This is a genomic window from Bhargavaea cecembensis, assembly GCF_000826125.2.
GTDB lineage: Bacteria > Bacillota > Bacilli > Bacillales_A > Planococcaceae > Bhargavaea > Bhargavaea cecembensis_B.
Window position 1 is genome coordinate 131281 of the sequence record NZ_LN651372.1, and the last position, 23866, is coordinate 155146.

The 23866-nt window shown below is 57.0% G+C and carries 24 protein-coding genes and 2 pseudogenes; 14 read left to right on the forward strand and 12 right to left on the reverse strand.

The window, feature by feature from the left end; genetic code table 11:
- Positions 1–266 precede the first annotated feature (266 nt).
- Positions 267–467: a cold-shock protein gene (locus tag BN1189_RS03335; protein WP_040225409.1), complete on the forward strand. Its 201-nt coding sequence runs from the start codon at positions 267–269 to the stop codon at positions 465–467.
- Positions 468–573: 106 nt separating this feature from the next.
- Here BN1189_RS03335 and BN1189_RS03340 read toward each other — a convergent pair whose 3' ends face one another.
- The 3 genes from BN1189_RS03340 to BN1189_RS03350 are packed head-to-tail and all read right to left on the reverse strand — an operon-like array spanning position 574 to position 1496.
- On the reverse strand, positions 574–792 hold the full coding sequence (locus tag BN1189_RS03340) for a hypothetical protein (protein WP_040225411.1): 219 nt from the start codon (positions 790–792) through the stop codon (positions 574–576).
- A 21-nt stretch (positions 793–813) separates the two neighbouring features.
- Complete coding sequence (locus tag BN1189_RS03345; protein ID WP_040225413.1) at positions 814–1032, reverse strand: hypothetical protein; 219 nt, start codon at positions 1030–1032, stop codon at positions 814–816.
- Between the two features lie 20 nt (positions 1033–1052).
- The gene (locus tag BN1189_RS03350) at positions 1053–1496 is read right to left on the reverse strand and encodes a MarR family winged helix-turn-helix transcriptional regulator (protein WP_040225416.1); all 444 of its coding nucleotides are present in this window, start codon (positions 1494–1496) and stop codon (positions 1053–1055) included.
- A 146-nt stretch (positions 1497–1642) separates the two neighbouring features.
- Here BN1189_RS03350 and BN1189_RS03355 point away from each other — a divergent pair, with 146 nt between their 5' ends.
- Positions 1643–2140, forward strand: coding sequence for a CarD family transcriptional regulator (locus tag BN1189_RS03355; RefSeq protein WP_040225418.1), 498 nt, complete (start codon positions 1643–1645; stop codon positions 2138–2140).
- A gap of 43 nt (positions 2141–2183) precedes the next feature.
- Here BN1189_RS03355 and BN1189_RS03360 read toward each other — a convergent pair whose 3' ends face one another.
- Together BN1189_RS03360 and BN1189_RS03365 are read right to left on the reverse strand one after the other, a co-directional pair.
- Positions 2184–2516, reverse strand: coding sequence for a retropepsin-like aspartic protease (locus BN1189_RS03360; protein WP_179860897.1), 333 nt, complete (start codon positions 2514–2516; stop codon positions 2184–2186).
- A gap of 26 nt (positions 2517–2542) precedes the next feature.
- Positions 2543–2800 (reverse strand): hypothetical protein, encoded by a 258-nt coding sequence (locus BN1189_RS03365; protein WP_040225421.1) that lies wholly within the window; start codon positions 2798–2800, stop codon positions 2543–2545.
- A gap of 192 nt (positions 2801–2992) precedes the next feature.
- On the opposite strand from BN1189_RS03365, the gene BN1189_RS03370 reads away from it, so the two are divergent.
- The 3 genes from BN1189_RS03370 (at position 2993) to BN1189_RS03380 (ending at position 6857) form a co-directional block, all read left to right on the forward strand.
- Positions 2993–5116 carry an MMPL family transporter gene (locus tag BN1189_RS03370; protein ID WP_040225422.1) on the forward strand — a complete coding sequence of 708 codons (2124 nt, stop codon included), beginning with the start codon at positions 2993–2995 and terminating at the stop codon, positions 5114–5116.
- A 146-nt stretch (positions 5117–5262) separates the two neighbouring features.
- The gene (locus tag BN1189_RS03375; RefSeq protein WP_040225423.1) at positions 5263–5517 is read left to right on the forward strand and encodes a hypothetical protein; all 255 of its coding nucleotides are present in this window, start codon (positions 5263–5265) and stop codon (positions 5515–5517) included.
- A gap of 119 nt (positions 5518–5636) precedes the next feature.
- Complete coding sequence (locus tag BN1189_RS03380; RefSeq protein ID WP_040225425.1) at positions 5637–6857, forward strand: MFS transporter; 1221 nt, start codon at positions 5637–5639, stop codon at positions 6855–6857.
- A gap of 590 nt (positions 6858–7447) precedes the next feature.
- On the opposite strand, the gene BN1189_RS03385 is transcribed toward BN1189_RS03380, so the two are convergent.
- Positions 7448–8386: an EamA family transporter gene (locus tag BN1189_RS03385; RefSeq protein ID WP_040225427.1), complete on the reverse strand. Its 939-nt coding sequence runs from the start codon at positions 8384–8386 to the stop codon at positions 7448–7450.
- A gap of 116 nt (positions 8387–8502) precedes the next feature.
- Here BN1189_RS03385 and BN1189_RS03390 point away from each other — a divergent pair, with 116 nt between their 5' ends.
- The 3 genes from BN1189_RS03390 (at position 8503) to BN1189_RS03400 (ending at position 10619) form a co-directional block, all read left to right on the forward strand.
- Positions 8503–9213: an MOSC domain-containing protein gene (locus tag BN1189_RS03390; protein ID WP_040225487.1), complete on the forward strand. Its 711-nt coding sequence runs from the start codon at positions 8503–8505 to the stop codon at positions 9211–9213.
- A gap of 166 nt (positions 9214–9379) precedes the next feature.
- Entirely contained in the window at positions 9380–9865 is a 486-nt protein-coding gene (locus BN1189_RS03395) for a nucleoside deaminase (protein ID WP_040225428.1), read from the forward strand.
- Positions 9866–10226: 361 nt separating this feature from the next.
- Entirely contained in the window at positions 10227–10619 is a 393-nt protein-coding gene (locus tag BN1189_RS03400; RefSeq protein WP_052455604.1) for a class I SAM-dependent methyltransferase, read from the forward strand.
- Between the two features lie 340 nt (positions 10620–10959).
- Here BN1189_RS03400 and BN1189_RS03405 read toward each other — a convergent pair whose 3' ends face one another.
- The 3 genes from BN1189_RS03405 to BN1189_RS03415 form a co-directional block, all read right to left on the reverse strand.
- Positions 10960–12357: a VanZ family protein gene (locus tag BN1189_RS03405; protein WP_040225429.1), complete on the reverse strand. Its 1398-nt coding sequence runs from the start codon at positions 12355–12357 to the stop codon at positions 10960–10962.
- Between the two features lie 157 nt (positions 12358–12514).
- Positions 12515–12982 carry a hypothetical protein gene (locus BN1189_RS03410; protein WP_040225430.1) on the reverse strand — a complete coding sequence of 156 codons (468 nt, stop codon included), beginning with the start codon at positions 12980–12982 and terminating at the stop codon, positions 12515–12517.
- A 293-nt stretch (positions 12983–13275) separates the two neighbouring features.
- Positions 13276–13923 (reverse strand): pentapeptide repeat-containing protein, encoded by a 648-nt coding sequence (locus BN1189_RS03415; protein WP_052455605.1) that lies wholly within the window; start codon positions 13921–13923, stop codon positions 13276–13278.
- A 230-nt stretch (positions 13924–14153) separates the two neighbouring features.
- Here BN1189_RS03415 and BN1189_RS16725 point away from each other — a divergent pair.
- Positions 14154–14633 (forward strand): annotated as a pseudogene (locus tag BN1189_RS16725) (alcohol dehydrogenase catalytic domain-containing protein); the annotation flags it as partial.
- 147 nt (positions 14634–14780) lie between these two features.
- Here BN1189_RS16725 and BN1189_RS16730 read toward each other — a convergent pair.
- Positions 14781–15080, reverse strand: a pseudogene (locus BN1189_RS16730) (pentapeptide repeat-containing protein); the annotation flags it as partial.
- Positions 15081–15310: 230 nt separating this feature from the next.
- Between BN1189_RS16730 and BN1189_RS03425 the strand changes: the two are divergent.
- The 4 genes from BN1189_RS03425 (at position 15311) to BN1189_RS03440 (ending at position 20469) form a co-directional block, all read left to right on the forward strand.
- On the forward strand, positions 15311–16456 hold the full coding sequence (locus BN1189_RS03425; protein WP_040225432.1) for a zinc-dependent alcohol dehydrogenase: 1146 nt from the start codon (positions 15311–15313) through the stop codon (positions 16454–16456).
- 695 nt (positions 16457–17151) lie between these two features.
- The gene (locus BN1189_RS16850) at positions 17152–17607 is read left to right on the forward strand and encodes a DUF3298 domain-containing protein (RefSeq protein WP_441296250.1); all 456 of its coding nucleotides are present in this window, start codon (positions 17152–17154) and stop codon (positions 17605–17607) included.
- Between the two features lie 56 nt (positions 17608–17663).
- Positions 17664–19127, forward strand: coding sequence for a polysaccharide deacetylase family protein (locus BN1189_RS03435; protein WP_098049675.1), 1464 nt, complete (start codon positions 17664–17666; stop codon positions 19125–19127).
- A 199-nt stretch (positions 19128–19326) separates the two neighbouring features.
- Positions 19327–20469, forward strand: coding sequence for a CAP domain-containing protein (locus BN1189_RS03440; protein ID WP_040225434.1), 1143 nt, complete (start codon positions 19327–19329; stop codon positions 20467–20469).
- A gap of 111 nt (positions 20470–20580) precedes the next feature.
- Here BN1189_RS03440 and BN1189_RS03445 read toward each other — a convergent pair whose 3' ends face one another.
- Complete coding sequence (locus BN1189_RS03445; protein WP_040225435.1) at positions 20581–21138, reverse strand: superoxide dismutase family protein; 558 nt, start codon at positions 21136–21138, stop codon at positions 20581–20583.
- A gap of 87 nt (positions 21139–21225) precedes the next feature.
- Here BN1189_RS03445 and BN1189_RS03450 point away from each other — a divergent pair, with 87 nt between their 5' ends.
- Complete coding sequence (locus BN1189_RS03450) at positions 21226–21423, forward strand: hypothetical protein (RefSeq protein ID WP_040225437.1); 198 nt, start codon at positions 21226–21228, stop codon at positions 21421–21423.
- Between the two features lie 34 nt (positions 21424–21457).
- Here the strand turns inward: BN1189_RS03450 and BN1189_RS03455 are convergent.
- Positions 21458–23866: efflux RND transporter permease subunit (locus BN1189_RS03455; protein WP_040225497.1), on the reverse strand; the 2409-nt coding region annotated here is incomplete at its 5' end.

Consider the following 23866-nt stretch of genomic DNA (forward strand, 5'->3'; position numbering starts at 1 on the left):
TAAAATACATATACGGGTGAGTCGCGCCCGAGGTTTCAAAAGTTCGGAAAACTTTGGCGGAAGAGCAGAATCTTTTAAAGACAGAGGTCTGTCTTCTTGAAGTTGCGGCAAAAGGCTTGCACGAATTTCCCAGAGCTGTTATGATGATAATGAATTATTTTTGTTCGGCGTGACGTTCGGATGGATCCAATTTCATCTTGACTGATCAGGACTTGAGCAAGGATAGTAACACACGTGTGCCACAAGCACGCAAGGAGGAAACAAACATGGAACAAGGTAAAGTAAAATGGTTCAACGCAGAAAAGGGCTTCGGCTTCATCGAACGTGAAGATGGCGACGATGTATTCGTACACTTCTCCGCTATCCAGCAAGACGGTTTCAAGTCCCTTGATGAAGGTCAAGAAGTTGAATTCGAAATCGAGGAAGGCCCACGTGGTCTCCAAGCTGCGAACGTCGTAAAAATCTAATTTTAGATCACGACAACAAAACGCCGTCTCCTTCGGGAGGCGGCGTTTTTTCCTGTTGCGGAATCAAAGCCGCCGCTCCATTTTTCGGGGCGGCGGCCATTTGCTTTTATTCAGGTTGAATGAGAATGAACGCCAGCAGTCCAATCCCCACACCGATCAGGTTCAGCCATCGGTGTCTTTCCTTTCCCGGCAGGGGCCGGATGAGCCGGTAGGCGAACGAGGCGGCCAGCACGAGAAACAGGTACCGAAGCAGAAACGGCTTGAAAAGGGCCCCGATTCCAACAACGATAACGAGGAATAAGAAAAGCCATTCAGGCTTGCGCATCAGGTCTGGCCCCCCTTCCGTTTACGGAGCGGCGAAGAAGAATCCGAGCAGCAGGATGAGCACAATCAGGAGGTTCCACGACCGCTTTTCCCCTTCCTTCGGCCGGACGACCCGGTAGACGAAGGCAAGCGCAAACGCGAGGAACATATACCGGAACAGGCCCCGGTTGAAGAATGACGCGATGAGGATGATGAGTCCGATCCCGAGCAGGACCCACTCGGTCACCGACAGACGTTTCATGGCATTCCCTCCTTTCCGCTCTACTCCCCTGTTCCCGGTTTCTCCACGTTCCAGTCCATCGATAAAATCGTCTTCAGGCGCTCCACCTGCCCGGCGCCGATCACGCCCTCCAGTTCCTGTTCCAGCTCCGCCTTCAGCCCGTTGTTTTCCTCGAAGCACTGCTTCCCGAGCTTTGACAGCCGGACGCGTTTCACCTTCTTGTTGTCCTCGGCATCGTTCACTTCCACAAGTTCTTTGGCGACCATCTTTTTAATGAGTTTGTGCGTCGCCTGCCGGGTGATGCCCACCTGCTTGGCGACATTCGCGATTGTGGGTTCGCCTTCGCCGATTTTTGCCAGGATGAGCCACTCCGAATTGGAAATTTCGATGTCCGAATGCGCGGCCCAGCGCTCTTCCGCCAGCCGGCGAAGCTGGGAATGACGCTCCCCGAGCAATTCCAGCAGGTCCATCGTGCGCATCTCCATAAAATCCTTCCCCTTTGGATGACAGTTTGTTTTGTGCTTATCATGACAAGTAACGCCTAAATTGTCAACCAGGTTGACCAAAATGCAAAAGTTGCGTATAATAGATGTAAACCAGGTTGACGAATCAACCGGAAGGAGTCATGCGGATGTTTGAGATAGGGGATGTCGTCGTTTATGCGAAACACGGACTCTGCAAGATCACGGACATTTGCGAGAAAGACTTATTTGGCCAGACACGGACATATTACTTGCTGCACCCGCTTGCCGAGCCCACGCTGAAGATCAGCACGCCCGCAGACGGGAAAAAGCAGAAGATCATGAAGGTGATGACCCGGGGCGAAGCGGCGGAGCTCATGGAATCATTCGGCCGGCCGGACATCGAATGGATCGAGGATACCAGGCAGCGGGGGCGTGCCTACGACCTGCTGGTCCGCAACGGGAACCGGAAAGAGATCGCCCAGGTCGCCAACGCCCTGATCACCCGGCAGTTGACCACGGACCAGAAAATGTACGACCAGGACCGCAAAACCCTGGCGATGATCCAGAACCTGCTGTTCCACGAAATCGCCCTGGCACTCGGCATCACCACCGAAGAAGTCGGTGACCAGATCAACGACCGGATCCTGGCGGGACAAGGGGTTTGAATGAGTGAGGAAGAGGATGGCGATGGCCGTCCTCTTTTCATTTTCAACAGCTAAAGTCAATTGTTAATTTATCCAAATGGATTGTCGCCTTCATATGCATCAACAAATCCAGCCCGATGATGCCATCCAAGTCAAAACCATAATTCATTGCTCCGACTTCAGTATGAAAATCCTTTGCCTCTGAAGATCCAATCCGAATGGAATCAATGACTTTGGAAAATACAAACTCAGAGCCTCCCACCCCGCTAATTCGGTATATGACGTCATTTTCCTCCGGAATAATTCCGATGAATTCGGCTCGGTCTGAAGAAATGACTGTGCCTGCTGATCCGGTGTCAATTAGACCTTTATATGTCAAGTCAATGTCTGCGAGCAACAGGCCATCCTCCATAAATAACTTCTTTATCGCCTGAGGCCCACCCACTTCTTTTCAATGATTTGCGGGTTGCTGCGATTGGTATGAAGAACGTACAACTCCCGCGCCGGATTTTCTCGGTGAAGCTCTTGATATGCCTTCATTGCGCCCGGAGAGTCGCTAAACGACTTTAATGCCGCTACATCTTCAAGAATCCGTTCGTTGCGATCGCTCGTATGTGCCTTTACAGCCTCGATTAAGACCCACCGATTTGGAAAGGCCTTTTGAACTTCGCTCCACTTCATCTGAATTCCCTCCCCAGCATGTTTGTTGAGTTCTCAAATAATTATATCATTTTCCTTTATCCAAACTGTAACGATCGGGTTTTGCTTTTCCACTCTCGACTTTTGGCCCCCCTCCCGCACGACACCCCGCCCTTCGTCCTGTAAACTGATGATAGAAAGATTTGATTAATTGCAGGGAAAGGAAGACGTGCCGTGCGCCTTTTGGCAAATTTCGTAATCCGCTTTCCGAAGTGGATCATTGCGTTTTGGATTCTCCTCGCGGGGTTCATGGCGTTCCAGGCCGTGAAGCTGCCCGGCGTCCTCGAAGGCGACGGGTTCCGGATGGACGGCGAGCACGAACAGGTGATGGAACGGGTGGCCGACGAGTTCGGCATGCCGGCGGAGACCTTGTTCCTCGTTTTTGACGGGCTGTCCGACGAGAAGGTCGGGCAGGAGCTGGACCGGGTGGAGGCGCTCGGCATCACCGAGGACATCGTCTCCCCGCTTGATGACGCCGCGCTCCATTCGGATGAGCTGTCTTATGCGATGCTCCAGTTTGATGATGAAGCGGATATGCCGGCCGCAGTGGCCGACATCCGCAAGGCGGTGAAGGAAAGCGGCACGACGCTCACCGGCGGGTCCGCGATCACAGAAGACATCAACAAGGCAAGCCAGCGCGACTTGATCAAGGCGGAGGCGATCGGGCTGCCGATTGCACTTATCGTCCTGCTGCTCGCATTCGGTTCGGTCGTCGCGGCGCTCGTGCCGTTCTTCGTCGCGATTGCGACCGTGCTGACGACGTTCGGCATCCTGACGATCCTCGGCGGCTCGGTGGACCTGTCGATCTTCATCATGAACATCGTCCCGATGCTCGGACTCGCCCTCTCCATCGACTTCTCGCTCCTCTTCATCAACCGGTACCGCGAAGAGCGAAGAAAACAGCCGGTCGCAGATGCAGTCCGGACGACCATCCTGACCGCCGGGCGCTCGGTGCTGTTCTCGGCGTTCTGCGTGTTTATCGGGCTCGGCGCCATGTTCATCATCCGTGTCGAGATCTTCCAGAATATCGGGCTCGGCGGCATGATCCTCGTCGCGCTCGCCGTCCTGACTTCGCTCACGCTGCTGCCGTCGGTCCTCCTCGTGCTCGGTGACCGACTGAACAAATGGACCGTCATCAAAGTGAAGGAAAACGGGGCGACCGGCTGGCGGAAGTTCGCCGAACGGGTCATCCGTCGGCCGGTGCTCGTGACGATTGGCGCCGTCCTCGTGCTCGGCATCTTCGTGATTCCGGTGAAGGACATGGAACTCACCATCCCGGAAATGGATTCATTGCCGAAAACGAACGATTCCCGGCTGGCCTTCGAGAGGATCGAGGACGAGTTCGGCCTCAGCAACTCGAACGCCTATCTCATTGCAGAATCCGATGGCGGATGGGATGACGAGAACGGCATCCGGGAAATCGAAAAGATCCAGGATGCCCTGCTGGACGACCCGCGGACGGATGGCGTCACAACGATCTTCACGGAAGGCGACATCGGCGGAGCCGACGAATGGATGCTGGCCGCACAGTCCCCGCAGGCCGCCGCTGCACTCGAGCCACTCCTGGATGCCTTCACGGACGGCGATTCCCTTCTCGTCCCGGTGACGCTCAAGCCGGACGGCGCCTCCGCGGAAGCCCAGGACTGGGCCCGCGACTGGGCGGACAAACATACCGAGTGGAACCTGTCCGTCGGCGGCTATCCGAAGTTCAACCAGGAGATCTTCGATGAGATCTGGGACAAAATCGGCTGGGTGCTCGCCCTGATCGTCGTCTCGACGTTCATCATCCTCATGATCGCCTTCCGCTCCGTGCTCATCCCGCTGAAGGCGATCCTCATGAACATTATCGGGCTGTCGGCTGCATTCGGCGCGCTCGTCTACATCTTCCAGTGGGGCCACTTCGGGCTTGAAGCCGGCACGATCGCGCTCATCATCCCGGTGCTCGTCTTCAGCCTCGTGTTCGGACTCAGCATGGACTACGAAGTGTTCCTTATCTCGCGCATCCAGGAGGAATACACGAAGGACTTCGACAACGACCGCGCGACCGTCGAAGGGCTCGCCGCAACGAGCAAGATCATCACCTCCGCGGCGCTCATCATGATCGTCCTCACCGGCGCATTCGCCTTCACCGACGTCATGCCGGTCAAGCAGATCGGCGTCGGCATCGCAATCGCTGTCGCCATCGACGCCACGATCATCCGCCTCCTCCTCGTCCCGAGCCTCATGAAGCTGTTCGGGAAATGGAACTGGTGGCTGCCGTTCAGGAAAGGGCCGTATCGAGGCGGGAATTGGCACTGAGAAGAAAATGACATGAAGAAGATTCAGACACACAAACAGCCTCCGAACCAGCACTGGTTTTGGAGGCTGTTTTGAACGGCATAAGATGCTTCGCACCTCGTTGGGGTTTTCTGAAAATATGGTAAAATAATTGTGGAGGTGGTGGTGTGAAGGGGGATTTCAAAATCCGGTACCGAGACCTGGATACCAAAGGCAAGTTTATTCGTTCTATTTGGGGCGGTGCTTTCTCCCTTGCGTTTTTGTACTGGGTTATCTCAGTTGCAACAGGGGTGGAAGGCAATCGTGATTTCGACAATGTCTATATTAAAGTGTGGTTGCCGCTTGTAGCTACTTTTATTGTGGTTGGTGATGTGGTCTATATGTACACCAAATGGAAAAAGGAAGAGAAGTCTAAACAGTAGGCCCCCAGAGTTTGGGGGCGACCCCTTTTCTCCTTCTGAAAAATGTTAATAAATCTATTTAATCAGAACACGAGGACACTTCCCGCGCCCTCGTTTCGTCGTAACAGGAGGTTGAATAAATGGAAAAGGGGGATGCTTCCCTTCTCTCTAATCGCTCTTTTCTTTTTCTCTGGACGGGCCAAAGCATTTCGATGTTCGGTCTGGCTGTTTATACGACCTGCCTGCCCTTCCTGGTCTTCCATGCCGGCGGAGGAGCAGTGGAACTTAGTTTGGCGCAATCCATTTTCATCATTCCTCAACTTGTTTTTCTCCTGGCCAGCGGCGTATTCGTTGATCGATGGCCCAAGAAAAGGATCATGATGATCGCGGACTTGATCAGAAGCTTGCTGGTATTCAGCGTCGCCATCCTGCTGGTCGTTGAGGAACTCCGGTTAATCCATGTTTACTTACTGACAGGCATCATCGGTTTGATCGGCACATTTTATAGACCTGCAGTGAGAGGCATCACTCCGTTGATTGTTGAGAAGACCCAGCTCATCTCGGCCAATTCATTAAGATCGATTTCCCAGCAAGTAAATGAAATGATTGGTCCTGCAATAGGTGGGTTTTTGGCCGCAAGCATCGGTTTGTACGTGGCTTATGCGATCAACGCGGTGACATTCCTTCTGTCCGCATTGTTGGTTACTCTCGTGGCGGTTCGGACAGTTGTCCCCGATGAGGAGGAAAACGGCCGCAGCGATAATTTTCTTGATGACTTTGTGGAAGGATGGAAAACCGTCAGAAAGAGGGGCTGGCTCGGGGCTAGCATTTTGATCGGTTCCGTATCGAATGTCGGAATCGCGGCATTCGATGTGATCATCCTGCCGGTTTATGCAGCATCCGCTTTCCAAGGTGTCCGGACATATGGACTATTTCTAAGTTCGATGGCCATCGGAGCCTTGGTCTGTGCAGTCGTGATCGGAAAGATCAACAAACTATCAAACAGAGGGGTGCTTTACTACTTGTTTATCGGGTTATCCGGCGTATTTGTCCTGTGCCTGTCATTAAAGCCCGCTCTTTGGCTGACCCTCCTGCTACTCAGTGGAATCGGTTTCTGTCTCACTGCGTTTATCATCATTTGGGATAGCGTCACCCAGGAATTGATCGATGAGAAGCTGCTTGGCCGCGTCGTCAGTTTTGAAATGTTCGGCGGCCTTGCGCTTCTGCCCCTCAGCTATGCTCTATTCGGCTTCCTGCTCGAGAAGATGGGGGTCTCCTGGTCCATGAGCCTTGCCGGCCTTGTCATTTTGGCCGCCTCCCTTCTCGGGTTGGCGAATAGGAGAGTGAGGGAACTTAACTGAGTTTTTGCCCGGCGGCACTGAATCTCATTCTTCTCTTCTGCGCTTGTTTATTGCTCATTCCCAGGGCCATATAAACTCCCCACCTGATCCGATGAATGTGATACTTTTTCGGCTATACTTTCTTTGGGAGGCTCATTTACGGAACTTTCATTATTAGCTACTAAAAAAGATACTCCCGCAACGATGATTGCCAACATAACCAACCAAAACACGCTACTTTTCCTTAATAAAAACACCTCTCCTTCGACTCCCTTTTCTTGATTAGTTAAAGCACCATACAATAGTTAAAATGGAGGCGAGAGATCTATGAAGAACTTAATGTTTATTTTCGCATTAGTATCTAACAGTAATGATAAGGGGTAAAGTGGCATTACGAGGATATTACGAAAAGAATATTGAAACGCGGCTGCTCCCATTTCGGAGCAGCCGTCTGTTCCTATCAGAAGAAACCGATCATTTTTGGCAATACAAACATCCCGACCGCCATTCCGGATGCAAACAGCAGCAACAGCCGGTTGCGCTTTTTCGTCTCCCTCATGGAATCTTCCCCTTTATCCCCTTTTCCCTTTCTCCCGCCCCGGATAAACACGTTAGAAATCCACTTCCTGCTTCGCCTCGGCAGGCTCCCTCCGACTTTTGGTCAGTGCCAGCATCAGGATCATGCCGATGAGGCAGCCCGTCCCGAGCCATTGGAAGAAGCCGAATGGTTCCCCGAGCCAGAACACCGTCGTGAGCACGGCGGCAAGCGGCTCCAGGCTGCCGAGGAGACTCGTTTCTTTCGGTGCCAGGCTCTGGAGGCTTTCGATGTAAAACCAGAAGGACAGCATCGTCCCGAAGAGGATAACGAAGATCAGGTAGCCGTATGCTTCAGGCGGCAGCCCCGCCAGATTTACTTTCCACGGCGGATGAATGAAGCTCAGCGCCGCCCCGCCGATCGTCATCGCCCAGCCGACGATAACGAGGGAATCAAACCGGGCCAGAAGCGGGACGGCATAAAGTGTATAAAACGCGAGCGATACGCCCGACAGGACGCCCCAAATGATAGCCGGCATCGGGACGGACAGCCCGGCGAGCGAACCGTTCGTCAGCAGGAGGAAACAGCCGCCGAGTGCCAAGATGACCGTCCCGATGTCCCGGCCGCTCAGAACCGCCTGTTTCCGCAAAACGGTATAGACGATGATCATAACCGGCGCCAAGTATTGCAGGAGCGTCGCGACCGCCGCATTGCCGTGGTCGATGGACGCCATGTATGTATACTGGACCGCCAGCATGCCGAGCAGACCGAACAGGACGAGGCGGAAAGCGGTCGTCTTGTTCCGCCAGACGTCCAGGATTTGCGCACGATCCTTCCAGAGGAACTGGACGGCGAGCAGAAGGATGCCGGCGATGAGCAGCCGGGTCGAAACGAGCCAGTTCACCTCGATGCCGTATTGCTGGAACAGTTTCTGGGAAACGGTCCCGCCGACGCCCCAGAAGATAGCCCCCGACATGACGAGCAACAGGCCCGCCGTTCTGTTTTTTGGTTTCATAGGCATTTCCCCGTCTGATTTATCTGTTACTATTATATTAACGGAAAGAATGGTTGTCCGGAAGGCATGGATACCGGCCGGACGCTGAAAATATGATGGATTTGGCAGGTGCAATGATGAATCAACCGTTTGTCTACAAAACATTTACAGGAAAAGTGAAGACGATGGGCGACCCGGACGCCAAGCGTCCGATGGACAGGGAATGGGAAAGCGCCATTTTCAAGACGGAGAAGGAGCTTCCGCTCACGCTCACCACAACCGGATTGGTTGGCGACCAGGTGGCCGACACGAAAAATCACGGCGGACCGGAAAAGGCGCTGTTCGCCTATCCCCTCCGGCATTACGACTACTGGAAAGAAGACCTGGAGCTCGACTCCATAGGCGCAGGCGCAATGGGTGAAAACCTGTCCGTCACCGACATGGATGAAACCACCGTCTGCATCGGCGACACCTACCGGCTCGGCGATGCGCTGATCCAGGTTTCCCAGCCAAGGCGGCCTTGCTGGAAGCCGGCGAGACGATTCCGTGTCCTCGACTTCTCTCTGAGGATCCAGAACACCGGGCTGACCGGCTGGTACTTCCGCGTCCTGCAAGAAGGCTCCATCCAATCGGGCATCCATCTCGAACTGATCGAACGCCCGTATCCCCAGTGGACGATCGCCGAATGCAACGACGTCATGTACCACGGCAAAGACGACCGGGAACGCACCGCCGCTCTCGCCTCCTGTGCCCTCCTCGCCGTGAACTGGAAAAACACATTGGAGAAACGCCTGCAGGGGCATGAATCCTCAGTGGAGAAGCGGGTGTATGGGCCGAATCAGGAGTGAGTATGCTCTCCGGGTTTATGACGTGCTGAAAGCGAAGAATATTCCCTGCCTGGAATACACAGTGGAACAATTGGAAGATGACCTCCGAGCAGTGCAGGATCTGTCAGTTTCCAACGAAGACCCAAAATGAAAGTCAGCAACTATGGCAGAATGGAGGAGATTTTAAGTGATCAATGAAACAGACCTGAAACACCTGCGCCGCTGCGTGGCGCTGGCGGCGGAAGCTTTGGAAAAAGGCGATGAGCCGTTCGGTTCCATTCTCGTTTCAGCCGGCGGTGAGGTGCTCATAGAGGACCACAACCATGTGGCGGGCGGGGATCACACGCAGCATCCCGAATTTGCCCTGGCTCGCTGGGCGGCCGGGAATCTGACGCCGGAAGAAAGAAAAGCGGCGACGGTCTATACGTCCGGCGAGCATTGCCCGATGTGCGCCGCCGCCCACGGCTGGATGGGCCTCGGGCGGATCGTCTACGCCAGTTCGTCGGAACAGCTGGCGCAGTGGCTCAGTGAAATGGGAATGGATCCGTCGCAGTCCCGCGTTCGCAACCTTCCGATCCTGGAAGTGATTCGCGACACCGAGGTGGACGGGCCTGTTCCGGAGCTTGCTGAAGAAGTCCGCGAGTTGCACCGCCGACTTCACTTGGGGAACTGAATTAGAAAAAAATTTCGCGTGCCGGATAAGGGGTTCGGAACACGGGGAGAAAACAGTAAATAGCATACCGATTAGGGATGCAACTCGCCTATGAATTGGCATCCCTATTTTTGTCGTTGTATCAACGTTATGGCTTCTATTTGAGGTGAATTGGAATAGGCATTAGCACGACAATTCACAACACCACATAAAATTATGTGCTGTTGAATGTTAATTGTAGGTCGAAAAGTCATTTTCGAAATGGCTGAAAACAGTGAAAGGGACAAAAGATTTTGTGATGAAATAGAGAGATAAGAAATCGGCTCATTCGACAAACGGAGCCATTTAACGGAATCAATTAAGAACGGGAGGCGAAATATTAATGGGAATTAACTTTCATAGTGATAAAGCTCGCAATACTTATACTACGCGAAAGGCTGATAACTCCTGGATTGATATAATCAATAACTTAATAACTGTTGAAGATATTTCTAATGCTTTGGATATTGGTTGTGGTGGTGGAATTTACTCTAAAGCATTAGCTGACATGGGTATTGATTCTGTTACTGGTATCGATTTTTCTGAATCTATTCTTGCAGGTGCAAGAGAAAATTGTGAAGCATACGAAAACATTTCGTTTAAGCATGGTGATGCTTTTAAAACGGGTTTGGTGTGTAATAGTTTCGAATTAGTGCTTGAAAGGGCATTGATACATCACATTGAGGATTTAGAATCCTGTTTTAAAGAAGCATACAGAATGTACTACATGAATTAGATGACAGCGAATTGCAATTATTAATTAACCACATAGATGATGCGATTTCAGTTGAAAATAGCATAATTGAAAAAGACAGATGGACAATTTGGAAGGCGGTAAAGTAACTAATTTGGTTCTTCACCAATCGGGCGCGATTGTTGAATAAGTCACCGCAACAGAATACGGCAATGAAAAACGCACAGTGTCGTCTGTGCGTTTTTCATTGCTATTTACACTGTTAATTATGGTGCGAATCATATGCCGATTGGGGTAGAAATTAATGTGCGCTTTATCGTTTTCTCCCCATTAACCGAACCCGCTACATGCCGGACTGGAATTGTCCGTACGCGAAGTCTTTTTAGTGAGCCATCGCCGGTATCAACAGCGTCGTGTCTTCCCCGTCGAGCGTGCAGCGGAAGGCATAGACCGGCTGGTAGTAGCCTTTGGAGTCGAGGGAATGAGTCACCCTGACGTCGTGGACCTGGAGAGTGCCGATCTTCCGGGTCTCCGGAAGTGTCAGGAACTTCCCCTTCAGAAGCTCTTGATAGGCGTCTTGTTCACTCTTCAGCCCGGCTTCCCTCACCTTCTCATAGGTGATGAGGCGGTTGTCGAGTTCCTTCACCGTGCCGTCGTTGTAATACACGGCGGCCAGCGTGCCATCCGTCATCCGGTCCCCGCTTTCTTGCTGATTCACGGCCCATTCGTACGTTCCCGGACCGGTCTGCCGAAATTCGGCGTCCCGGGGAATCTCGACTCCGAACTGTGACAGGTCCTCCCTTACTGTTTCTTCATCCGTATCCATCGGCTCCATGCCGTCATCCAGCTGCGAAAAGTCCGTCATGCTGAAGCTCCCGTCCCGGTACCGGACGGACAGCTGGTAGGACGGCTCCCCCTGCACCCTATACAGGCCTTCTTCAGGATAGGAAAGGTCTTCGATTTCGGTCGGCTCCTTGCCCCGGTGCTTGAAAAAGTCACGTGCAAACTCGTCAGCCGCTTCCTTGGTAAGGACGGGTGCCCGGTAGACCGGGGCTGTTCCGCCGGTTTTATTCATATCAATGTCCGCTGAGACCGCTGCCTGTTTCAAATCCGCCCGGTGCGCCGGTACGATCGAAAGATTTCCGAACTCCTTCGCTTCGTAATAGCCGAATAGGCCGGCGGACAGAACCACTACGAGCAGCAGCGGCGAAAAGAGAATCAGCGACCGCTTGGCTCCTTTTTCCTTCTGACGGATGAAGCCCATCGTGAGGCCGTAGCCGATAATCGCGCCGAGGATATTATTGAACAGGTCGTCGGCCACAAAGTTGCCGTAGCCGGTGATCAGCTGGATGGTCTCAATCGACAGCGTAAGCAAGGCCGCCAGCCCGATCGTCCACGCCGCTTTTCTGAACCGCGGATGAAGTAGCGGCAGCAGGGCGCCGAACGGGACGAGCATGAGAATGTTCAGGTAAATGAATTGCCAGTGCCGGACGCTGAAGAGATGCCACGCCTCACGGTAAGTCGAGAACAAGGACAAGTCAACGCCGGCATGATAGCCCGGTCCCCTGTTTAAAAACGTGACACCCGCCACCATGATCATGTAGCCGGTGAATGCGGCGAGCACGATCAGCCGCCCCAGTGACAGGGGGCTCCTTCCTTTAAGAAACGTCTTGCGGCCGATCAAGTAAAGCAGCGCAAAGAGGACGGCGATCGCTCCGACCGCGAACAGCGCCAAGTAAAAATTATCCCTCACCAATCCGAGGATTTCTTGAAGCCTCATTCTCTATCCCCCTGACCAAAAGCAGCCGCCCCTCCTTCCCGGGACGGCTGTGCAAGTTATTGATCCACCTTGTAGAACACCCAGAATGAAAGCAGGACACCGACAATGACGAGAATGAAGATCGTCATGAAGACGAGCAGGAATTTCTTTCCGTCCATCAGTTCTTGCCGCCTCCCTGCGGACGGAAGCCTTCGTCCAGCAGATAGACGTGCGCTTCCTTGGCAGAACCGAATCCCTCTTCCAGGTTGTCACCGTAGTACAGGTTGAAGTAGCCGTTTTCCTCTTTCAGATGAAGCACGGTGCCTTCACGGTTTTTCCACTTTTCGTCGACGGGTTCGCCTGCCGGGTCGGTCGAGAGGTAAGCGATCGCATCGGCAATCACTTGCTCAAGTTCTTCTGCGGAGAAATCGCGAATATTAATGAAGCCTTTTTTGTCGGCATCATACTCCGGCAGCTTGCCGACGTACACGAAGCCGTTGCCGTTTTCGTGGAGATGCCGGACGACGATCTTCTTCTCATGGAGCGACTCGTCGAAGTGATAATTCACGCGGCCCATCGACACTTCCTTCCGGGTGAGTTCCGGGAACTTCCCGATGATGGCCTCTTTTTCTGCAAAGCTGAGCATGCGTACACCTTCCTTTTCCTGTTCTGATTGCATGTGCGGGAGCGTTATCTTTATCGAGCGGAGCGTTATCTTTATCCGCTGAAACGTTATCTTTATCGGGCGAAGCGTTATCTTTATCCGCCCAAGCGTTGCTTTTATCCTCGGCTGCGCGAGTTTCCGCAAAAACGTTGTGTATCTTGGCGGAAACGTTGTGTATCTCCCTCAAAACGTTGTGTATCTCCGCCAAAGCGTTGTGTATCTCCGCCAAAGCGTTGTGTATCTCCCTCAAAACGTTTGGGATCTCACCTGCAGCCTCACTCTTCAATCTCCAGTCCGAACGTCCGCGCGAATCCGATGGCCTGGTCGCGGGTGACGCGGCAGCCGGCGAGGAGCTGCGGGCTGACGGTGATGTTCGCGTATTCGGCCTGTGTGAGGTCGATGCCGGTGAGGTCGGTATCGAGGAAGCTGGCGTCGTCGAGCCGGTTCCTCCCGAATTCCACGCCTTTGAGTTCGCAGCCGACGAAGTCGGCGGATTCCATTTCGCCGTCATCGAAGCGGACGCGCTGCATTTTCGAGAAGTTGAAGCTGATGTACCGGCCGGCACAGCCATCGAACCGGACGTCGCGGAGCGAGGATTCGCTGAAGATGGCGCCGGTGAGCTTCATCCGCCGGAATTCACACCGGTGCAGCGAGGAGCGGGAGAAGTCGGCGTTCGACAGGTCGCAGCCGTCGAATATGACGTCGAGGAGCTCCGAGCCGGGTGCTTCGAATCCCCGGAAGTCGACTTTCCTGAATTCGGCGCCGTCGAGCCGGACCCGTCCGCCGTCCGCGATTGCCCGCCCGCCGTCCACGCAGACTGCATGCAGGGCGCCGTCCTCCGGGTCGAACGCCTCTTCCCAGCTCGCCTCCGGCAACACTTTGCCGAGTTTCGGCTGCTGGATCTTCATCGTCTTCCCCGTCATCTCGTCCACCACTCGGCGAAGAAGACGAACAGGAGGACGACGCAGATCGCCACAACGTAAAACCAGCCCGGGATGCTGTCCATTCCGAAGATCATCCGCTCTCCCCCTCTTCCGTTCAAAGTTTTTCCGTCCTTTTAGTATACCTTGTCCCGCGCCCTCCCGCACCCCCCGCGTTTACTCCCGCCGCCAAACGGCAATCCATAGAGGAGACACCCAAAGGAGGAATCCGAATGAGAGCCGTTACGTTCCAGGGCACGAAAGACATCCAGGTGAAAAAAGTTGAAGCCCCGAAGATCGAGAAAGATGATGATATCATCATCCGCGTTACATCGACCGCCATCTGCGGGTCCGACCTGCATATTTACCTCGGTTCCATCCCGACCCGCCACGGTTATGTGATCGGCCATGAGCCGATGGGCATCGTCGTCGAGACCGGGAAGGCCGTGACGAAGGTGAAGAAGGGCGACCGGGTCGTCATCCCGTTCAACGTGGCATGCGGCGACTGCTGGTACTGCACGCACGACATGGAGAGCCAGTGCGAGCACCCTGATTCCAATCCGACGCCGCACACCGACTTCGGCGGCTATTTCGGCTACACGGAGATGTTCGGCAACCATCCGGGCGGCCAGGCGGAGTACATGCGCGTGCCGTTCGGGAATTTCCTGCCGTTCGTCATTCCGGAATCGGCGGAAGTGCCGGATGAGGCGGTGNCCGACGAAGTCGGCGGATTCCATTTCGCCGTCATCGAAGCGGACGCGCTGCATTTTCGAGAAGTTGAAGCTGATGTACCGGCCGGCACAGCCATCGAACCGGACGTCGCGGAGCGAGGATTCGCTGAAGATGGCGCCGGTGAGCTTCATCCGCCGGAATTCACACCGGTGCAGCGAGGAGCGGGAGAAGTCGGCGTTCGACAGGTCGCAGCCGTCGAATATGACGTCGAGGAGCTCCGAGCCGGGTGCTTCGAATCCCCGGAAGTCGACTTTCCTGAATTCGGCGCCGTCGAGCCGGACCCGTCCGCCGTCCGCGATTGCCCGCCCGCCGTCCACGCAGACTGCATGCAGGGCGCCGTCCTCCGGGTCGAACGCCTCTTCCCAGCTCGCCTCCGGCAACACTTTGCCGAGTTTCGGCTGCTGGATCTTCATCGTCTTCCCCGTCATCTCGTCCACCACTCGGCGAAGAAGACGAACAGGAGGACGACGCAGATCGCCACAACGTAAAACCAGCCCGGGATGCTGTCCATTCCGAAGATCATCCGCTCTCCCCCTCTTCCGTTCAAAGTTTTTCCGTCCTTTTAGTATACCTTGTCCCGCGCCCTCCCGCACCCCCCGCGTTTACTCCCGCCGCCAAACGGCAATCCATAGAGGAGACACCCAAAGGAGGAATCCGAATGAGAGCCGTTACGTTCCAGGGCACGAAAGACATCCAGGTGAAAAAAGTTGAAGCCCCGAAGATCGAGAAAGATGATGATATCATCATCCGCGTTACATCGACCGCCATCTGCGGGTCCGACCTGCATATTTACCTCGGTTCCATCCCGACCCGCCACGGTTATGTGATCGGCCATGAGCCGATGGGCATCGTCGTCGAGACCGGGAAGGCCGTGACGAAGGTGAAGAAGGGCGACCGGGTCGTCATCCCGTTCAACGTGGCATGCGGCGACTGCTGGTACTGCACGCACGACATGGAGAGCCAGTGCGAGCACCCTGATTCCAATCCGACGCCGCACACCGACTTCGGCGGCTATTTCGGCTACACGGAGATGTTCGGCAACCATCCGGGCGGCCAGGCGGAGTACATGCGCGTGCCGTTCGGGAATTTCCTGCCGTTCGTCATTCCGGAATCGGCGGAAGTGCCGGATGAGGCGGTGCTGTTCATGTCGGACGTGCTGCCGACCGCCTACTGGAGCGTGCTCCACTCCGGCGTGAAGAAAGGTGATTCGGTCGTCGTGCTCGGCAGCGGGCCGATCGGGCTCATGACGCAGAAGTTTGCATGGATGATGGGCGCCGAGCGGGTCATCGCGGTCGACAGCGTGCCGTACCGGCTGGAGAAGGCGCGCCGGATGAACCGCGTCGAGACGGTCCCGTATAAAGACCCGAACGAAACAGGCGATTACCTGCACCATCTGACGAACGGCGGTGCGGATGTCGTCATCGACTGCGTCGGGATGGACGGGGAAAAGACGCCGATCGAAAAGGCCCAGCAGAAGCTGAAAACACAGGGCGGCTCGCTCGGCGCCATCCGGACCGCCCACCGCGCCGTCCGCCGCTTCGGGACCGTCCAGCTCACCGGCGTATACGGCCTCTGGTACAACGCATTCCCGCTCGGCCGGTTCTTTGAGCGCAACGTGACGATCAAGACGGGCCAGGCGCCGGTCCCCCACCTCATGCCCGAACTGTTCAAGATGATCACCGAGCACAAGATCGACCCGACCGAGATCATCTCCCACATCGTCCCGCTCGAAGAAGCGCCGATCGCCTACAAGACGTTCTACGAGCACGGGGACGAATGTACGAAAGTGATTCTGAAACCTTAAGCAAGATACCCGAAATATAGCAGGCGGGGAACGACCTTTCCCCGCCTGCTTTTTCGTGCCCGTCCGTCGCATCCCTCCGCCGCGCCCGCCGGTTTTCTTATCCTTCTGAATCTTTTCAGGGCCTGCATTCTTCTATCGCCAGATGCTATACTGTTAGAGTCATAGGGGGTCACCCGGCAGAGAGAGATCCGGGCGGCCAAGAACAGAGAGGCTGGTTTACTGTGTTGAAGAAAAAAGTGAAATGGTTGCACATCCCGTTGTGGGGCCTGCTTGTCGGGCTTGCGACGGTTTTGTTGTTGGGGCTGAGTCTCGTCTTGCCGGGGCTGTCCGGGAAAGACGGCAACGGCGGGAAGGCGAAGGCGGTCGTGACGGAGCAGAAGGGGGTGTTCCCCGGCCTGGATCTGAAGACGACGGTCGAGGATACGGATGCCTACACGTCTGCCGTATCCGCCGTGTCGTCGGACAGCGAGCAGGTGGACGCGCCGATCCGGGAGTGGATCGCCGAGCAGGAGCGCGCCTTCCACGGGGAGCTGGATGACGGAGGGAAGAAGTCCAAGAAAGAACAGAGGGCCCACTTGAATATTGGTCTTGATCCGAAACAGGCGGGCGAGTCGCTTTACAGCCTCGTGTTCACGTCTTACCAGTTCACCGGCGGCGCGAACGGCATGACGAAGGTGAAGCCGTTCATCGTCGACATGCGGGAGAAGCGGCCTGTTGCGCTCAGCGAGCTGTTCGACCTGGAGGATCCGGAGACCGCCGCAGCCCTTTCGGAGAAGGTGGAGGCCGCGATCAAGAGCCAAAGCAAGGTCAAGGATTATTTGTTCGACGACCTGCTGGCAATGGCGGTGAACGACCCGGCGGCGTGGAAGTGGGCGATCGGGGACGGAATGTTCTCGGTTTACTTCGATGAGTACGAGATCGCGGCAGGAGCGGCGGGCGTAGTCCGGGCGGATGTTCCGTACGGGGATCTGTCGCTGTTCATGGAACCGGATGCCGCCGCCCGGCTCGGCGTCGACAAGCCGTCCGGCACGATCGGCTCGGATGCCCGGCCGGGGGCGGATGTGGCGCCCCTCGATCCGGCCGGCAAGTATATCGCGCTGACGTTCGACNGCATTCTTCTATCGCCAGATGCTATACTGTTAGAGTCATAGGGGGTCACCCGGCAGAGAGAGATCCGGGCGGCCAAGAACAGAGAGGCTGGTTTACTGTGTTGAAGAAAAAAGTGAAATGGTTGCACATCCCGTTGTGGGGCCTGCTTGTCGGGCTTGCGACGGTTTTGTTGTTGGGGCTGAGTCTCGTCTTGCCGGGGCTGTCCGGGAAAGACGGCAACGGCGGGAAGGCGAAGGCGGTCGTGACGGAGCAGAAGGGGGTGTTCCCCGGCCTGGATCTGAAGACGACGGTCGAGGATACGGATGCCTACACGTCTGCCGTATCCGCCGTGTCGTCGGACAGCGAGCAGGTGGACGCGCCGATCCGGGAGTGGATCGCCGAGCAGGAGCGCGCCTTCCACGGGGAGCTGGATGACGGAGGGAAGAAGTCCAAGAAAGAACAGAGGGCCCACTTGAATATTGGTCTTGATCCGAAACAGGCGGGCGAGTCGCTTTACAGCCTCGTGTTCACGTCTTACCAGTTCACCGGCGGCGCGAACGGCATGACGAAGGTGAAGCCGTTCATCGTCGACATGCGGGAGAAGCGGCCTGTTGCGCTCAGCGAGCTGTTCGACCTGGAGGATCCGGAGACCGCCGCAGCCCTTTCGGAGAAGGTGGAGGCCGCGATCAAGAGCCAAAGCAAGGTCAAGGATTATTTGTTCGACGACCTGCTGGCAATGGCGGTGAACGACCCGGCGGCGTGGAAGTGGGCGATCGGGGACGGAATGTTCTCGGTTTACTTCGATGAGTACGAGATCGCGGCAGGAGCGGCGGGCGTAGTCCGGGCGGATGTTCCGTACGGGGATCTGTCGCTGTTCATGGAACCGGATGCCGCCGCCCGGCTCGGCGTCGACAAGCCGTCCGGCACGATCGGCTCGGATGCCCGGCCGGGGGCGGATGTGGCGCCCCTCGATCCGGCCGGCAAGTATATCGCGCTGACGTTCGACGACGGTCCCCACCCGACCGTCACGCCGAGGGTGCTCGATACGCTCGCGCAGAACGATGTGAGGGCGACATTTTTCATGCTCGGATCCCAGGCGGAGTTTTATCCGGACATGGCGCGCCGGGTCGCGGAGGCCGGCCATGAGATCGGCAACCACTCCGACAGCCACCCGGATCTGACGAAGTACGGGATGGACGGCATCCGGTCGCAGATCAAGGATTCCGCCCGGAAGATCGAGGCGGCGACCGGCGTCAGGCCGGATGTGTTCCGCCCGCCGTATGGGGCCGTCAACGATGCGGTCAAGCAGATCGCCGCGGAATCGCACGCTCCGATCATCCTCTGGTCGGTCGACTCGCTCGACTGGAAAAGCCGCAACGCCGACGCCGTCAGCCGGCTCGTCGCCGGCAAGGTCCATCCGGGCGCGATCGTCCTCATGCATGACATCCACGCTTCCACGGCCGATGCGCTCCCCCGCGTCATCGCCGGTCTGAAGCAGCAGGGCTACCAGTTCGTGACCGTCAGCCAGCTGCTGGGCCTGGCTGAGGACTCGGGCGTGGGCCCTTACTTTTACCGGGAATGAATGATGGTTGATGCGACCCCCGTCCGGGACTGGACGGGGGTTTTGGCGTTCTGTGGGCGGGGGTAGCTGCTGACAGCCGGGCTGCGTGGTTGCGGACGTGAATTTCCCGCTGTCTCCCCTTCCCGTTCCGCTCAATTCTTCCCAATGCATGAACCGCCCCTCCGCGTGGTAAAATGGTGGGACGAGGGGAGGTGTGCACGTGAGGAAGTTATTCGCACTGGCGGCGCTCGCCGTCTTGATTTTCCTGGCCCGGCCGCTCTGGGAGGAGCCGGTGTCCCGGTACGTGGATCTGTCGTTCCTTGACCGGATCGACCAGGCGATCACTGATTTCCGCGACAAGCCGGCGGTCAATGAAGCAATCGGGAAAATCGGCGAGGGGGCGGAATCGCTCTACGCCAAACTCGAGCAGAGCGTGAAAGATGAGCGCGCCCGCAAGCAGGGTGCGGAAACGGAAGCGGTGGACAAACCGGACATCCAGACGCCGGCCAATGCGCCCGTCACCGTGCACAACCTCGCCGTCGGGGACCCGCTCGACCGCGTACAGGCCGAGCTCGGCGAACCGGCACGCTCGACGGTGAATGAGTACGGCACCGACTGGAACACCTACCACGACGGCTACCACAACTTCGTCATGGTCGCCGCCGACGCCAAGGGCCGCGTGACCGGACTGTACACGAACCAGGACATGATCGCCACCAAAGCCGGCGTCAAATACGGCTCATCGAAAGCCGATGTCGAGGCGGCGTACGGCAAGCCGCTCGACCGCATCGTCAAGGGCCGCAATGCCTTCCTCGTCCAGAACACCGGGGAATACGACGTGTACGAGCTCGGCGGCAGCTACATCACCTTCTTCTACGATCTGCACCAGAACGACACCGTCACCGCCGTCCAGGTCATCGACAAGAAACTGGAACTCAGCCACGACGCCCTTTACGCAGCGGGCGGCCCCGCGCTCAAGGAAGGATTCGAGCGCCAGCTGTTCGACCTGACGAACGCCGCACGCGTCGCACACGGTGAGCCGGTCCTCGACTGGGACGGACGCACATCCGCCACCGCCGTGAAACATAGCGAGGACATGGCGAAGAACAACTACTTCTCCCACGAGAACCTCAGCGGCCAGTCCCCGTTCGACCGCATGGCGGAAGACGGCATCCAGTTCCGCGGCGCCGGCGAAAACCTCGCCTACGGCCAGCCGAGCGCCATCTTCGCCCACGAAGGCCTCATGAACTCGCTCGGCCACCGCAAAAACATCCTGAACCATGACTTCCGCCTCCTCGGCGTCGGCGTCGCCTTCAACGGCGAAAACCAGCCGTACTACACCGAAAACTTCTTGTTTAAATAAGGCAGCCCGCCGTCCGCAGCCGCACACAATGCCGGCTGCGGTTTTATTTGGTGTGCGGACAGATTCAACTGAAAAGCACCCGCCGGATGATGCAGCGGGTGCTTTTCTTGGTCATTCCTTATTGAATGAGGCGCAGGCGATGCGGGCGCCTGAGTTGCCGGCAGGGTCGGTTTTGTAGTCGTCGGGTCCTTCGTGGACGACAACGGCGCTGCCGTCTTCATCCAGCAGGTATCCGGGCGTTCCTTCCTTGAGCGAGATATGCTCGGAGAAGGTCTCCAGGTCCACCTTGCCGTCTTTGTCCACTTCGATGTTCGGGAGATCGCCGGCGTGGAAGCCTTTCGGGTTTTCGAAGCCGTGCTCTTTTTCATGCGGATTGAAATGGGAGCCGGCCGACTCGAAGTCCGGCGGCGTGCAGACGCCCGTCTTGTGGACGTGGATCGCCTTCACGCCGGGCTCGAGCCCCTCCGCCGTGATGCGGATCCCGGTCCCTTTGTCATCCCCGGTGAGGAGCACCGTGCCGATGACCTTCCCGTCCGTATTGATCAGATCGGACTCCATCGCGACGCGCCCGCCCTCCGTCATGACCGGCACCTGCGCTTCCTTCCCCATCTTCATCCCGCAGCCCGCGAGCAGCAAGACCGCCGCCGCGGTCATCATCAGTTTTTTCATCTGTCCATCCTCCTTCCCGAGAAGGATGGGGAAAACGGGCAGATTTTATTCAGTGGGCCGGGGCGTTGCTGCAGTCGGGGGGGTGAGATGGAAGAGTTCGGCCGCGAGATGGAAGAGTTGGGCCGCGAAGTGGAAGAGTTCGGCCTCGAGATGGAAGAGTTGGGCCTCGAAGTGGAAGAGTTCGGCCGCGAAGTGGAAGAGTTGAGCCTCGAGATGGAAGAGTTCGGCCGGAAGGGGATGCTTCCCTGGCGGCCGCCGACTTCGTTCCTCCCCGTCCCAAAATGAAAAGCACCCGCCGCGGCGGGTGCTTTCCTGTTTCTTATTCCTCTTCCACCAGCGGTTTGCGGCGGAATTTGGCGAGGATTTCGTAGACGATCGGCACGATGAGCAGCGTCAGCAGAGTGGAGCTGACGAGGCCGCCGATGACGGTGATGCCGAGGCCCTTCGAGATCAGTCCGCCGCCTTCCGCGCCGATTGCGAGCGGCACGAGTGCGAAGATCGTTGCGAGTGCCGTCATGAGAATCGGGCGGAGACGGGTCGCGCCGGCTTCGAGCAGTGCCTGTCGTGTCGTCTCGCCTTCCTTCTCTTTGTGGATGACGCGGTCGATGAAGACGATCGCGTTCGTGACGACGATCCCGATGAGCATGAGTGCCCCGATCATCGCGGAGACGCTGATCGGCTCGCGGGCGATCCAGAGGGCGACGAGGCTGCCGATGATGGCGAACGGCAGCGAGAACAGGATCGCGAACGGAGCGAGCGCACCGCCGAATGTCACGACGAGGACGAAGTAGACGATGGCGACCGCTGCCGCCATGGCGAGTCCGAGCTGCGTGAACGATTCATTGATCTGTTCGGTGATGCCGCCGAATTCGACGGTCGAGCCGGACGGGAGATCCAGCTTGTCGATGGCCGCTTTCGCGTCCGTCGAGACGGCGTTCGTGTCTTTCGCCGTGATGTCCGCCGTGACCGACGTGTACAGCTTGCCGTTCCGGTGGGTGACGGTCGTCGGCGCTTCTCCTTCTTCGACGTTCATCACGTCATCGAGCGGCACCGTGGTTCCGAGCGCCGTCGGAATTTCGGTTTTCTTCAGTTCGTCGAATGTGCCGTATTCCTTCGTATCCACGGCGACAAATACATCAAGCGTGTCGTCGTTTTCCTTGACGGTCGTCAGCGCGGCGCCTTTGCCGCTGTCGGCGAGCGCCATGCCGACCTGTGCCGTCGTCAGACCGAGTTCGGCGAGTTTCTTCTGGTCTGCGACGAAGGTGTACTGGTCGTACGCTTCGGTCAGGCCGGACTCGACGTTTTCGAGGCCGTCCTGCTTCTTCAGCGAGTCCGTCACCTGATCGGACGCCTTCCGGAGGTCTTCTTCATTGTCTCCGTAAACGTACAGCTCAAAGCCGCCGCTCATATTGGCAAAGTCCATCGATCCCCACTCGCCCTGGTCGGATTCCTCGTTCAGCTTGTCGACGAGCTTCTGCGGCTCGTCGGAGAAGTCTTTGAAGTCGGAGTCATATTCGACGAAGAACAGCGCGGAGTTCGCACCGCCCCCCATCATCATGCCCATTCCGCCGCCGGCTTCCTCGATCGAGTATTGATACGAGGTAACGCCTTTGCGGTCTTCGAGCATCTTCTCCGCCTGGCCGACGATTTCCAGCACGTCTTCCTTCGGCTGGCCGGGGTCCGGCTTGTAGGTCGCCATGACGACTTTCTGTTCTTCTTCCGGCAGGAACGTCACGCCGATGAGCGGCACGAGGAAGAAGCTGGCCACGAGCAGGACGACGGATGCGCCGGCCGTGATCCATTTATGGTTGAGCGCCCATTCGAGCACGCCTTTGTACCAGTTGGCGAGCCGGTTCGGACGTTCGGTCTTCGTGGCTGCCATCGCCCGGCCGTCCGCTCCGTACAGGTTGCTGCGGAACAGCGAGTGTGCCAGCATCGGTACGACCGTGACCGCGACGAGGAGCGACGCGAGCAGGGCGAAGACGACGGCGAGCGCGAACGGCAGGAACATTTCGCCGACCTGCCCGGTCACGAGCGCGAGCGGCAGGAACACCGCGATCGTCACGATCGTGGACGAGCTGATCGGGATGAACATTTCGCGCGTCGCTTCAAGGATGAGCTTCTTGCCACGAAGCGGTTCGTCCGGCAAGTGCATCCGCCTGTAGATGTTTTCCACGACGACGATCGAGTCGTCGATGACCCGGCCGATCGCGACCGTAAGCGCGCCGAGCGTCATGATGTTGAGCGTGATGTCCATCGAGTGGAGCACGAGCAGCGCCATGAGGAGCGACAGCGGGATCGAGACGACCGAGATGACCGTCGTCTTGAAGCTGCGCAGGAAGAGCAGGATGATGATGACAGCGAACAGCGCACCGTAAAGCGCCTTGCCGAGCATCGTCGAAACCGCTTCTTCGATCGGCTCTCCCTGGTCGAACGTCGACTCGATGTCGACGCCGTAGTTTTTCTCGAGTTTCTTGTTTTCGTCCTTGACGCCGTTGACAACGTCGACCGTGTTGTCATCAGGGCCTTTGACGATCTGGAGCCCGATCGAATCCTTGCCGTTCGTGCGGGAGATCGACTTGGATTCATTGATGACGTCGACCGTCGCCACGTCGGACAGCGTCACGGTCGGCAGGCCTGTCATCTGCGGAGGCATCTGCATGCCCGCCGCACCTTCCTGGCCGGCCGCACCGGCAGCAGCATCTTGCCCGGCAGCAGCCTGGCCCCC